The organism is Thiocapsa rosea, assembly GCF_003634315.1.
GTDB classification, from domain to species: domain Bacteria; phylum Pseudomonadota; class Gammaproteobacteria; order Chromatiales; family Chromatiaceae; genus Thiocapsa; species Thiocapsa rosea.
Genome location: NZ_RBXL01000001.1, coordinates 2,639,073 through 2,651,383, shown reverse-complemented (window position 1 = coordinate 2,651,383; position 12,311 = coordinate 2,639,073). Strand labels below are relative to the sequence as shown.

Below are 12,311 nucleotides of genomic sequence, written 5' to 3'. Positions count from 1 at the left end.
TTTAGATCCGGTGGCGATAGCGATGCGCCGGCAGGATCACGGCCGGCACGAACAAGAGCGCAACGCCGATCAGCACGGGCATGATCCCGTCGTACTCCTGATAGCCGCGGTGCCGGTACAGCAGCGCCAGAAAGGCGACGGCGAGGCCGAGGTAGAGCAATCGCCGCAACGGCACCGGCTCCAACAGCGCCAGCGTCGCGCCGAAATAGGCAACCCATCCGCCCAACAGCCAGGGCAGCGCCGTGAGCACCGCACTGACTGCCGCCTCGGCCGGAAAAAAGCGCGTGACGATCCAATAGAGTCCGGCCAGGTCCAGCGCCGCGAGCACCGCCCCCAGCGCGGCCCCGAAGCCGACCCAGCCGAGCAACAGCAGGTCGCCGCGCACCGGCAGGTGCAGCGAGAGCCGTAGGCGTCCACCGATCATCTCGGGGCCGAATTGCGCAGCGGCGAGGACCGTGCCGCTCAGCAGCGGCAGGAACAGGATCGACTCGTAGAGCAAGCGCCGCAGCTCGAAGGCCCAGTACCAGATCATCTCCGAGTGCTCGACCTGGAACTGGTGGCGCAGACTCAGGAACAGAAAAGCCAGAACGAGAAGGTGCAGCACCAACAGCCCGAGCCAGGCCCAGCGCAGCTTGAGCCATTCCTTCAGGACGATGGCCCCGATCAACCCGGCACGCATCAGTACTTCCCGGTCAGGCCGATGAAGGCGTCTTCAAGCGTCATCGTCCGCTCGGCGCCGAGGCGGACCTGCGGCCAATGGCGGGCCAGGTGCCCGGCGAGCACCTCGGGGTCGGCGAAGGTATAGAGCAGCGGCTCGCGCCCGTGCAGGTCAACGTTCTCGATGACGCCATCGGGCCGCGGCGACTCGCCGCGCTCGAGCGCGAACGCGTAGCAGCGGAAGCGGGCGCGCAACTCGGCGAGCGGCATCTGCACCAAGTCGCCGCCACGTTGCAGCACGATCACCTCGTCCACCAGCGTCTCCATGTCCTGCACCACGTGTGAGGTGAGGAAGACGGTCTTACCGCCCTGGTCGAGGAAGCCCTTCAGATAGTCCAGAAACAGCCTCCGGTAGCCCGCGTCCAGCCCCATCGAATAGTCGTCCAGGATCATCAGGTCCGGGTCTTGCGCAAAGATCAGCCCGAGCACCACCTGCGAGCGCTGGCCGCAGGACATCCGGCCAATCCGGTGGTTGTGGGGCAGCTCAAGGCGGTCCACCAGCTCGTAGTACAGCTCGCGGCGCCAGCGTGGGTAAAAGGGGCGATAGAAGCGCTCGATGCCGGCGATGGACATGAAGTCATAGGCAAGATGACCCTCGAACAGCAACCCGATGCGCGCACGGGTGGCCGGCGACAGATCGTGCGAATCCCCCCCGAGCACCCGGCAACAGCCGCCGGCCGGGCGAAGATAGCCCATCAGCAGGCGAATCAACGTGGTCTTGCCCACACCGTTCTTGCCGAGCAGCGCGACGACCTTGCCCTCCGGTACCGCGAAATTGAGGTCCCGATAGAGATAGCGCCCGCCATAACGGTGGGACAGATGGCGGACTTCGATGGCCGGCGCGGCTGCGGTCATCGGAGTACCGGGGTGCGTTTGCGGCACCGTCTCATGACTCACGATCGGTCTCCGCTGAAGGTTAAACCGCGCCGGCTCCGACGGTTGTCGGAGCCGGCGCGGCCAAGCCAATCCAATCCAAGCGGCAGTCTACGCCGATGGAACCTCGAATACAAACGCGAACGATTGCTATTTACTTGCCTGTCCAAAGCCTGATAACCTGTCCGTGAATTGCACGTTGCCCGGGCAAGACACGCGGTCCCTTGCGGGCCGCGGGGACCTGCGAGCCACGGCGACGCGCCCTGATCCGCCCCGATTTCAATAGGAGAAACCTGTGCTCAAGTCCCCGATGCTCGCGGTCCCCGCCGCCGCCCTCCTGCTCATCGGCTCCGTCGCTCTCGCCCACACCCCGCTCTGTTCCTGCTACGACAACGGCGACGGCACCGTGCTGTGCGAAGGCGGGTTCTCCGACGGCTCGTCCGCATCCGGGGTCGCGATCCGCGTGCTCGACGCCTCCGGCAACGTCGTGCTCGACGGCGCGATGAGCGAGGACAGCGAGTACGAGTTCCAGAAACCCGACGGCGGCTACAAGGTCGTCTTCGACGCCGGCCCGGGCCACCAAATCGAGATCGCGGGCACGGACATCGTCGAGTAGCGACCCGCGTCCTGCGATCACGCATCGGTCCATCGCCGACGAGCGACCGATGCGGGCCACCCGACCACATCGGTCCGGTGGTCGGCCGTCGACATTCCCCGACCCCCTGTTGTTAAGGAGTAAGACCAACATGACGCAAATCACCCGGGGCGCCGCGCTCGCCCCGCTCGCAGCCCTCATTGCCGCCGGACTGACCGCGCCGGTCCACGCGCATTTCCAGCTCGTCTACACCCCCGAGGTCATGCTCGCGGATCCAGCCGACGTCGCGTTGAAGCTGGTCTTCGGCCACCCGATGGAGAACGGCCATGTCATGGACATGGGCGAGCCGGAGCGGTTCGTCGTCGTCTTCAGAGGCGAGGAGACCGATCTGAAGGGCAGCCTCACACCCATCACCTGGAAAGGTCCGCACAACGAGGCTAAGGCTTACGAAACGACCTACAAGGTCAGGCGCAACGGCGACTATGTCTTCGCATTGGTTCCGGCGCCTTACCTGGAAGAGGCCGAAGACGCCTATATTCAGCAGATCACCAAGGCGGTCGTGAACAAAGGCAGCATGCCGACCGGCTGGGGCGAGCCATTGGGCCTGCCGACCGAGATCGTGCCGCTGAACAAGCCCTACCAGGTCTTCGCCGGCGGCACCTTCAGCGGTCAACTGCTCAGCGAGGGTACGCCCGCCGCCGGCGTCGAGTGCGAAATCGAGTACATCAACACGGATATCGACATGGCCGCGAACGCCTTCGGCAAGGACAACCAGGGTCCGGTGCCGGAGACCGCCGTCGTCGCCGTCACCGATCCCAACGGTGTCTTCACCTTCGGTATCCCGCGCCCCGGTGTCTGGGGCTTCGCCTGCCTCGGCTCCGGCCCGGTCAAGGAGCACGAGGGCAAGGAGCTGTCGCAGGACGCGGTGCTCTGGATCAACGCGACCGAGCTGAAGTAGGACCGGCATCGGTGCAGGCGCCGGCACCGCCGGGTGCCGGCGCTCGGCTAGTGGAGCAGAGATTCAGAGAACGTCCGAGATCGTTGTCGTTGTCGTTGTCGTTGTCGTTGTCGAATCGATGGTCGATTACGATGACGACAACGACAACGACAACGAACGGGCTCGACACCTCTGACGTGCTGCACGATACGCGGTTTAAACCGCGTCCCCGCGAAGGGCCGTGGATGCACCGAACATCGAACTCACTCGAAAGTGAGCATCTCGCTCTGGACGCGGTTTAGGCGGTCAAGACCCTTCGGTCGCAACCTCGCCCGAGTCGGCCACGACCTGCCAGCGGTCATCGAGACGCAGTCTAAGCGGACCTGAGACGGCCTCGTTGCTTGCGATCGGCCGTGTCCGCCCGTGCTCGATCAGGTCACGGATGTCCGTCTCATCCAGATCCCGGCCGTCGTAGGTCTTCCAGACCACGAAGTCGCATCCCTCCCGAAAGCGGTTGCAGCCGAAGCCGCGTCGGCCTTCGATGATCTTGCCTTGGCCGCATTTCGGGCAGACGGGGGGTTGGTCGCGCATCGAGGGGGTCCGCGCGCGGCTGTCCGTCGCATGTTCCAGGGTTGCCGGGGCCGTCGGTCTGCCTCGGTTGGATCGAGTGGCCCCGCGAGTCCCCTGCCCGCTCTCGACGGCCGCCTCCGCTGACCCGGTGTCGGTCGCCTCGGCCTCGGCCCCGAAATCGAACACGACTTTGCCGGCCGTATCCAGCCGCAACCCGGCGCTGAAGGGTTTGCCCGCCTTCGAGGTGAAGCCCTCTAGACGCGGAAGTCGACCCTGCGCGATGAGGCGGCGCACCTGATCCTGCGCCAGCGTCAAACCCGCGACCGTCTTCCAGACGGTGAAGCCGCAGCCCTCGCGATAGCGGCTGCAGCCGTAGGCGCGGGCGTTCTCGGTCACCTCGCCCTCGCCACAGATCGGACAGGCGCCGAGTCCGCCCGCTGCCGCTTCGCCCGCTCCACCGGAGGCTCCAGCGGAGGCTCCACCCCGGCGCGACCGCCCGGTCTTGCGCACACCCCCTGCCCGCCCGGCCTTCGCACCCTTTCCCGTCGGGCGTTCGGCACGCTCCGCCGCGACCTGCTCAGCCGACATCGCCGGGCCTTGTGCGATCTGCGGCACCAGCTCGCGCAGGAAGGCGACGATGTCGCGATCGAAGACCTCGACGGGCAGCTCGCCGTGCTCCACGTCCTTGAGGCGCTGCTCCCACTCGGCGGTGAGTTCCGGGCTGCGCAGCGCCGGGGCGACCAGACCGATCAGCGCCGTCCCCTTCGGCGTGGCATGCAACTGCTTGCGTCGACGCTCGACATAACGGGTGCGGATCAGCTTCTCGATGATCTCGGCACGCGTCGCCGGCGTGCCCAGACCGGATTGCTTCATCGCCGCAGCCAAGGCATCGTCCTCGATCTCGCGACCGGCGTTCTTCATGGCGGCCAAGAGGGTCGAATCGTCGTAGTGGCGCGGCGGCTGGGTCTCCTTCTCCTGCACCTCCAGGCTGTCGACCTGGAGCTGCTGGCCCTCGACGAGCCGCGGCAGGACCTTGGGCTCGCCCGTCTGGTCCAAGCCGGACTCGTCGGTGCCGCTCGATTCGGCACGCCCGCCGGTCTCGGCACGCTTCCAGCCCGACTCCAGCACCACCGCACCCCGCGCGAGGAAGGTCCCATCCCCGATCGCGATCTCCACGCGTGTCTCCTCGATGCGCTGATCCGGCAGGAAGACCGCGACGAAGCGCATGACCGCCAGATCGTAGATCTTGCGCAGCGCGGGGGGCAGATCGGGAGAGGGTGTCTTGCCGGTCGGCAGGATGGCGTGATGGTCGGTCAGCTTGGTGCGGTCCACGTACGCCTTGCTCAGCCGATGGCCCGCCTGAAGCCGGTCCAATGCCTCGGCGGCGAGCGGATGCTGCAGCCCCTTCAGGATGCCCGGCAGCTCGGGCAGCATGTCCTCGGAGATGTGGCGGCTCTCGGTGCGCGGATAGCTGATGAGCTTGTGAGTCTCGTAGAGCGACTGGGCGTGCTCGAGCACCTGCGCGGCGGTAAACCCGAACCGCCGGTTGGCATCGCGCTGCAGATTGGTCAGGTCATAGAGCGGCGGCGGGCGGACGGTGCGGATCTTCTTCTCGACCTTGGTCACCGTGCCGGTGCGCTGCGGGCTCAGCTCGCGATGCAGCCGCTCGGCCTCCTCCTTCTTCTCGATTCGGGTCTCGCCGTCGCGGATATAACGGGCGTCGAAGTGCGCCGCATCGGCGGTCGTCAGATGCGCGACCAGCTCATAGAAGAATGCCTTGGTGAAGCTCGCGATCACCTGATCGCGTGCGACGATCATCGCCAGGGTCGGGGTCTGCACCCGTCCGATCGTGCAGAGGACCCGATTGTGCACCGTGTAGGCCCGCGTGAGATTCATACCGATCAGCCAATCCGCCTGCGCACGGGCACGCGCCGCATCGGCGAGATAATCGTAGGCTTGGCCCGGACGCAGCGCGCGAAAGCCCTCGCGGATCGCCTCGTCGGTCAGGCTGGAGATCCAGAGCCGGTCGAACGGCTTTCTGCAGCGGGCGTGCTGATAGACGAGACGAAAGATATGCTCGCCTTCGCGGCCGGCATCCGTCGCGCACACCAGACGCTCGGTGTCGGGTGCCGTGATGAGCGCCCTGACCAGCTTGAACTGGGCGGCGGTCTGCTTCGCGGTTTTGAGCTTCCAGGCTTCGGGGATCATCGGGAGCTGATCCGCCGACCACCGCCCGGCCCAGTCGACACCTTGCACCTCGCCGTACTCGTCCGGCTCGGCGAAATGGATCAGATGCCCGATCGCCCAGGTCACCCGATAGCCGTTGCCCTCCAGAAACCCCTCGCCCTTGCGGCGCGCACCCAACACCCGCGCGATATCGCGGGCGACGCTCGGCTTTTCCGCAACCACCACGATCGTCATCCCGATCTCCCTTCCAACCCGCCACGTAGGTCGGATAAGCGCAGCGTAATCCGACAACCGGCCTCGCGGCAAACCGCCGAACGTCGGGTTAAACCGCGTCCAGACGGAGATGCTAACGTTCGAATGAGTTCGACGTTTGGTGCATCCACAACCCTTAGCGGGGACGCGGTTTAAAATGATATATTTTTTAATACCTTAAACCGCGCAGGCTCCAACGGTCGTCAAGTCTGCCGGGGCCGATCCCATCCAAAAACAGCGCATACCGCGTCAGGCGCGGTTTAGCCTACTTCTGCGTCAACGCCACCACCCCGAGCAGCATAACGGCGGCCCCGATCAGCTTGATGACGACATGTCTCTCGTTGAAGAACCAACGCCCGAGGACGACTGAGAAGATCCCGGCGGTGCGCTTCACGGCCATGGCGTAGGAGGCCAACGTGAGGCTGAGCGCGATCTGATCGGCGACCCGCATGAGCGCGAACAGCGCCCCGAGGACCAGCAGCGGCCGGATTCGCCGACGGGCCTGCGACGTGAAGATCTGCCGATAAAAACCCCGGTCGCGGAAGCTGAAGAGTACGAAGATGACCAGCGGGTTGACGATGGCGACGATTACCGCGAACGAGAGCGGATCGCTCAGCTGAATGCCGATCCGCCCGACCACGCTCGCGGCGCCGAAACAGGCGGCAGCGGCGAGTCCGAGCACGCTGCCCGGGTCCGTCACCAGCCGCTTGAAGGGAAGATACCAGCGCACCTCGTGGTCGCCGAGACTCAGGATATAGCCCCCGCCCACCAGCAGGAGAACGCCGATCAGCCCGACCGATGCGGGCAAGGCGCCGGTGAGCAGCCATTCCATGAGGATTGCGAAGCCGGGGGTGAGGGTCATCAAGGGCCCGACGAGAGAAACCTCGGTCTTGTGCAGGGCCGCATTCAACGCCCAGCCGCCGAAGGCCGACAAGATGCCCCCGCTGAGGACGGCCATGAGGTAGGCCGGCTCATGGAAAGGGAAATCGCGATACCAGAGGATCAGCGGCAGGGTGATGAGCAGGCTGCTGAGGTTGACGTAAAACGTCAGGACCTCTGTCGAGAAGTCGAGGCTCAGATGTTTGGTGACCGCCAGGCGAGAGGCGTGAAAGAAGGCCGACGCCAGCGAGAAGAGGATCCAGAGGTGGGCGAAATCGGAGAAATCCATACGCGATCACGCCCAACCGGTGCTCGGGTCGACGAACCGCTTGAGCGGCCCGAAACGGATGTCCGGATCATCGCCCTGGAGGCACTGGTTGAACTCGGCGAATTCGCGTTGAAAGTCGCCACGACGATGCCAGCTCTCGACGCTCAAGCGACCCTCGCCGCGCAGGATGCGCACGCTGGGGACACCGCCAAGCCCGAGCAGACCGGCCCCGCCGATGCCCGAGAAGAGCTTCGGCTGGATGGTCAGGTGCACGACCCCGGCGTCGTTGAGCACCGCCCCGAGGCGGTTGCGCGCGGGGGCATGGAGATTCAGTGCGTAGCAGGGCTGATTCAGCGTCATGAGATCCATGCGGCGACGTGCATCGCTCCGTTCCAAGCGGCGGGCGGTCGACACGGGAAGGTCTCGGAGCGCCAGGGACAGCTCGCGCAGCCCGGCCCGAATCCGGGCGGACACCGGCAGCGCGCCGAGACCGCGCGCGATGTCGGCATGAGGGCGCAGCGCATGGCGATGCCAGGGCGACGGCGCGCGGCGCTGCCCGGTGAAGACCTCGAGCAGATCCGCCGCGATCGCCTCCAGGCGCAGATGCAGGCGCCGGATCAGATCCTCGAACGCGGGATCGCCGAGCACCTGCCAGCCGGGCAGCTCGATCAGGCAACCGAGCGGCCGTTCGCCTCGGATCGTCAAGCGGTCGTCCGGCGTCGCCAGCCGGGCACCCGGGATGCCCAGGTCGAATCCTGCCAGCGACGCGTGAATCAGTTGCGCACCTAGGAAGGCGAGCGGATCGATGGCTTGACGGCGCAGCCGGGCATCCGCGACGGCACCGAATCGCCCCGCGCTCTCCAACGGCTTCAACGCCTCGCCGCCCCAATAGAGCAGATGGAGATGAAACTGTTTGGCCGCCTGCACGCTCTCGCGGTCGTGCGTATTGGGGTCGCAGTTGAGCGCGAGATGCAGCTCGCCGTCGGCCAGATCGAAACGACGCATGACCTGCGGGTCGGAGACGAAGCGCACGAAGGCGAGCCCGGTCCGCCAGAGGACGCCGCCGGTGACGGGCGCGACCGCACAGGGTGTCGCCTTCGGAGGATCCGAGATCTCCGACACCATGAGGTCGAAGAGACTGTGGGGCGACGCCTTGTCGATCAGGGCCAGTCGATCGCCGTCGCAGAGGATCTCTCCAATCGTGCGGCGGGCGAAGCGTCGCTCCGGGTCGGGGTGCTCGACCTCGGTCCGGGTCAGGGCATACTCGGCCGGCGGCCCCGGGATACGCAGATGCTCCCAGGCGACGCGCATCCGATCCAGACCGCGGGGATAGAGGGCCGCAAACCGATCAGGTCGCATCGACACCGTCCGGGGAGACACACAAGACCAATCCCATCGCGCCGATCATGGGGTCACCGAGGAGCGCGTGGCTCCGGGCAGCGTTCGAAGGTCGCGCACCACATCGGCGACCAGCAGTGCCGCCAATCGGTTGAATGCCTCGGCCATGGCGTCGGGCGTGTCGCCCTGCACCTCGACCTCGCGCCGATAGCTGCGGTCCCAGACGGAGCGACGGTCGTCGGCGCGCACCAGCGCCAGGTTGAGCGCGCCGCCCACCCGCGGCGGCGTCGCTGTCGGCAGATGCTCGAAACGTTCCACCTCGCCGCCGAGCAGGTAGTCCGCAAGGGCACGGTCGGCCGGGATCAAGGCGAACTCGAAGACCTGCGCATGCCGTAAGGCACGGACCAGGTTACTTGAGAGGGCGCGCGGTACAGGGTCGGCCCAGAGGAGGTCGTCGTAACGCTGCACCTGCAGAGGCTCGGCCTCGGTGCGGAAGACGATCTGCCGCCCGCCGAGGAAGCCGCGGGCGGCCAGATCCGAGACCAGCAAGGTGCCCGGCAGCGGCGCGCCGACCGGAGCCTCCAACGGCTCGGGATCGAGCGAATAGAAGAGGTCGGGCCGCATGGGCGCGGACGAGCCGCAACCGCCCGCGAGCAGCACGACAATCAGCGCGGGAAGGACAGGGGGCAAGCGGCGGATAGCGGTCTTATCGGACATAGAGCCTTGAAATAACAACAAACGATGACTCCGGGATCAGGCGAGAGACACAAGACATCAGGTGAGGCGTAACCATCTTTGGACTATTCTTTGGATCGTTTCAGCGACCGGCTCGAGCGCGTCGAAAGGCGGCTCGAGATCGTCGACGCCTGACACGAGCCACCGACCCTCAACGGAACCATGGCGTCTGCTCCTCTTGCTCTCGACCCTTGATGATCAAGGCGGGATTCCCGCGCAGGTCCCGCGCGAGGGCCGAGAGGTTGCGGCTCGCGTCTTCGATGTTGGTCAAGATGGGGGTCAATGCCGCGGATAGAGACTGCAGGAGGAACTGGGTGTCGTCGAGCGAGCGCTGAATGGCCGGCCGGTTCTCGTTGACCAAGCCCCGGATGTCCACCGCCAGATCGCCGTAATCCGCCACCGCGCGCCGGATGTCCTCGGTGCTGCCGGTCATGTCGCCGGTGATGAGCGCAAGACTGGCCGACATCTCCTCCACCGAGCCGAGGATGGCGCCGATCGCATCCGGATCGACCGCAGTGACGAGGTTCTCGGACAGCAGCCGGAGATTCTCGAAGGCGCCCGCAAGCCGATCGCGATTCTCGCCCTGGTCTTCCCCGGTACCGATCAGCAGCTCGATGGTCTTGACCTGGTCACGGATGCTCGCGAGCGTCGGGGCGATGCTGTCCTCGACCACGCGGCGAACCGTCTCGGTGAGCACCGCGAGCCGTTCGGTCAAGTCGGCATCGGGTGCCTTGCCCTCGATCACGGCACCGTCGGCATAGAGTTCCGCGGAGCTGCCGGGACGGATGCTGATGGCCTGGCCCTTGAGCAGACCCAATGGCGCCAACTGCGCCTGACTGCCCTGCGGAATCGGCCAGTTGTCGCGGATCCGCAGGGTCGCTCGGAAACAGGGCAGGGCCGGCGAGCGCGCCGGCATGTCGGCAGACGGCGCCGGGCAAAGCCGATGGGCATCGGCGCTCGGAAAAACCGGCTCGACCCGCTCGACCAGACCGATGACATAACCTTCCTGCACGACTTGGAGCCCGGCATCGAGCCCGTCGGCGTCGGGGAAATAGGCCTGCAGCCGGTAGGTCTTTCCGAACAGACCGGGTAGCACCAGTGTGAACGCCGCCACGGCGAAGGCCGCCATCGCAATGACGAAGATGCCGGCAAACAGCAGGTCACGACGCTCGGCCCGCGCGCGACGCTTGCCCGGCGCACCGATCTCGGGCGGAGAGTAGAGCCGATCCAGCCGGCGATCAGCAGGACCCGAGGGCTCGGTCATGGATGTCCCCACAGGGCTGCGCGCAGATCCAGACGGGTCGCGCCGGCGGATTCGAGCTCCTGCGGCGTGCCCTCGAACAGCAGTTGGCCGCGCTCCATCACGGCAACCCGATCGGCGGCTCCGGCCAAGGCATCCGGGACGTTGTCGGTGGCGATCAGGCTCAGGTTGCCGTTCTCCCTCAAAGTGCGCAGGACCCCCAAGGTCTCGCGGGCGACGGTCGGGTCGAGCCCGTCGGAAAGGCCGTCCCAGACCAGCAGCTTCGGGCGATGGATCAGAGCACGTGCCAGCTCCACGCGTCTTTGTTGGCCCAAGGAGAGTCCGCGCGGCATATGATTCTCCAGTCCGTCCAGCCCCAACAAGGTCATCACCAAGCGCGCGGCCCGTGCCATGTCGTATCGGGTCATGGGGGCGTTGCGCAGTGGCAGCAGGAGGTTGTCGAGCACGCTGTAGTCGGAGAGCAGCGAGCCGCGCTGCAGCACCGCCCCGATGTCGCCGCGCAGACGCACCATCGCGGCCTCGCCGAGCCGACTCAGATCTTGTCCCAGAACCTCGATTGTACCCGCCGAGGGTCGGTCCAGTCCCAAGATCAATCGGGTCAAGAGGCTCTTGCCCGCGCCGTTCGGACCGCAGATCAGCAACCAAGCACCTTCGGGCAACGCGAGCCGGATATCGTCGAGCGCCATGCGCCCGCCGACATGCTGGTAGACCCCGTCGAGCACCAGAGCCGCAGTCATGGCGCCCACCGAGGCCGCCGGCGGCGCGCAAGGCCACGGCCGGTGTTGTCGGCACAGCGCAGGATCCGGCTGCAGACCGGAGGCCTGAGGCTGGTCGCTGGAGGCCGCTGCATCACACCCGCAAGAACACGATATACAGAAGGTCCATCACCAAGATCGCCGAGACCGCCCCGATCATGGTCCGCGTCGCGGCGCCCGCGATACCCTCCGGGTTGCGCCCTGCGCGGGTCCCGTTGACGGTGGCAATGAGGGCGATCAAGAGCGCGAACAGCAAGGGCTTGATCAACGCCTCGATCAGGGCACCGACGCTGAGCGCTCGGATCAACGACTCGAAGAGCAGCGCCGGCGAGATCCCGGCCATTGTCCACAACCAGGCGCCGGCTGCGGCGAAGGTGACCAAGGTCCCCCAGACCATGAAGGCGAAGCTCATCAGCAGCATCGCAAGGAGCACCGGACCGACGGTGAACTGAATCGGGTGGATCCCGCTTGCGAGCAGGCCGTCCATCTCGCCGGTCACCGTCAACGTCGCCTGTCGGACCGCGAGCGCGACACCGGCTCGACCGGCCACCAGGATCCCGACCAGGATCGGCACGATCTCCATGACGGTCGCATAGGTCAGCGACAAGACCACGAGCCCGGGCAGATCGAGGTCCGTCAGGACGGCATCGATCTGGTGGCCGAGGATCAGACCGAGTGAGGCGGTGACCAAGGTGATCGCCGGTAGAATGGAGAGCCCGGCCTGACGCAACGATGCGGTGAAGGCCGGCATGTCCAGGCGTGCTCGCCCGAGCACGATCTTCAGATACAACGCCAGACAGCTTGCGAGGGCCATCGCGGCGAAGCCGATCTCCTCGATCCAACCGGTCGGCCCGCTGAAGGGACCTCTGTGTCTGTCGTCGACTCCCATCACGCCTGACCGTGTCCCCCTGCAGATTGGTCGCAGATTGGTCGCAGATTGGTCG

At 66.2% G+C, this 12,311-nt stretch carries 11 protein-coding genes; 2 read left to right on the top strand and 9 right to left on the bottom strand.

The window, feature by feature from the left end:
- Position 1 precedes the first annotated feature (1 nt).
- Complete coding sequence (locus tag BDD21_RS11710) at positions 2–679, bottom strand: hypothetical protein (protein WP_245969546.1); 678 nt, start codon at positions 677–679, stop codon at positions 2–4.
- A complete protein-coding gene (locus BDD21_RS11705) occupies positions 679–1,614 on the bottom strand; it encodes an ABC transporter ATP-binding protein (protein WP_245969545.1) in 936 nt (311 codons plus the stop codon). The genes BDD21_RS11710 and BDD21_RS11705 overlap by 1 nt, the downstream gene beginning before the upstream one ends.
- A 271-nt stretch (positions 1,615–1,885) precedes the next feature.
- Here BDD21_RS11705 and BDD21_RS11700 point away from each other — a divergent pair, with 271 nt between their 5' ends.
- Positions 1,886–2,206, top strand: coding sequence for a hypothetical protein (locus tag BDD21_RS11700; RefSeq protein WP_342769605.1), 321 nt, complete (start codon positions 1,886–1,888; stop codon positions 2,204–2,206).
- 130 nt (positions 2,207–2,336) lie between these two features.
- On the top strand, positions 2,337–3,143 hold the full coding sequence (locus tag BDD21_RS11695) for a DUF4198 domain-containing protein (protein ID WP_120797325.1): 807 nt from the start codon (positions 2,337–2,339) through the stop codon (positions 3,141–3,143).
- A 285-nt stretch (positions 3,144–3,428) separates the two neighbouring features.
- Here BDD21_RS11695 and BDD21_RS11690 read toward each other — a convergent pair whose 3' ends face one another.
- From BDD21_RS11690 to BDD21_RS11660, 7 genes are all read right to left on the bottom strand, one after another.
- The gene (locus BDD21_RS11690) at positions 3,429–6,113 is read right to left on the bottom strand and encodes a type IA DNA topoisomerase (protein WP_120797324.1); all 2,685 of its coding nucleotides are present in this window, start codon (positions 6,111–6,113) and stop codon (positions 3,429–3,431) included.
- Positions 6,114–6,396: 283 nt separating this feature from the next.
- Positions 6,397–7,299, bottom strand: coding sequence for a DMT family transporter (locus BDD21_RS11685; RefSeq protein ID WP_120797323.1), 903 nt, complete (start codon positions 7,297–7,299; stop codon positions 6,397–6,399).
- Positions 7,300–7,305: 6 nt separating this feature from the next.
- Positions 7,306–8,637, bottom strand: coding sequence for a hypothetical protein (locus tag BDD21_RS11680; RefSeq protein WP_120797322.1), 1,332 nt, complete (start codon positions 8,635–8,637; stop codon positions 7,306–7,308).
- A gap of 45 nt (positions 8,638–8,682) precedes the next feature.
- Positions 8,683–9,333, bottom strand: coding sequence for an ABC-type transport auxiliary lipoprotein family protein (locus tag BDD21_RS11675; protein ID WP_120797321.1), 651 nt, complete (start codon positions 9,331–9,333; stop codon positions 8,683–8,685).
- A gap of 169 nt (positions 9,334–9,502) precedes the next feature.
- A complete protein-coding gene (locus BDD21_RS11670; protein WP_120797320.1) occupies positions 9,503–10,615 on the bottom strand; it encodes an MlaD family protein in 1,113 nt (370 codons plus the stop codon).
- Positions 10,612–11,349, bottom strand: a complete 738-nt coding sequence (locus tag BDD21_RS11665) for an ABC transporter ATP-binding protein (RefSeq protein WP_120797319.1) — start codon at positions 11,347–11,349, stop codon at positions 10,612–10,614. The genes BDD21_RS11670 and BDD21_RS11665 overlap by 4 nt, the downstream gene beginning before the upstream one ends.
- Before the next feature lie 112 nt (positions 11,350–11,461).
- Positions 11,462–12,256: an MlaE family ABC transporter permease gene (locus BDD21_RS11660; protein ID WP_120797318.1), complete on the bottom strand. Its 795-nt coding sequence runs from the start codon at positions 12,254–12,256 to the stop codon at positions 11,462–11,464.
- Between the last annotated feature and the right edge of the window lie 55 nt (positions 12,257–12,311).

Bases quoted from the DNA above. Each gene is read 5' to 3' on its own strand.
- BDD21_RS11710 (WP_245969546.1), bottom strand. From the start codon at position 679: ATGCGTGCCGGGTTGATCGGGGCCATCGTCCTGAAGGAATGGCTCAAG.
- BDD21_RS11695 (WP_120797325.1), top strand. From the start codon at position 2,337: ATGACGCAAATCACCCGGGGCGCCGCGCTCGCCCCGCTCGCAGCCCTC.
- BDD21_RS11690 (WP_120797324.1), bottom strand. From the start codon at position 6,113: ATGACGATCGTGGTGGTTGCGGAAAAGCCGAGCGTCGCCCGCGATATC.
- BDD21_RS11685 (WP_120797323.1), bottom strand. From the start codon at position 7,299: ATGGATTTCTCCGATTTCGCCCACCTCTGGATCCTCTTCTCGCTGGCG.
- BDD21_RS11680 (WP_120797322.1), bottom strand. From the start codon at position 8,637: ATGCGACCTGATCGGTTTGCGGCCCTCTATCCCCGCGGTCTGGATCGG.
- BDD21_RS11675 (WP_120797321.1), bottom strand. From the start codon at position 9,333: ATGTCCGATAAGACCGCTATCCGCCGCTTGCCCCCTGTCCTTCCCGCG.
- BDD21_RS11670 (WP_120797320.1), bottom strand. From the start codon at position 10,615: ATGACCGAGCCCTCGGGTCCTGCTGATCGCCGGCTGGATCGGCTCTAC.
- BDD21_RS11665 (WP_120797319.1), bottom strand. From the start codon at position 11,349: ATGACTGCGGCTCTGGTGCTCGACGGGGTCTACCAGCATGTCGGCGGG.
- BDD21_RS11660 (WP_120797318.1), bottom strand. From the start codon at position 12,256: ATGGGAGTCGACGACAGACACAGAGGTCCCTTCAGCGGGCCGACCGGT.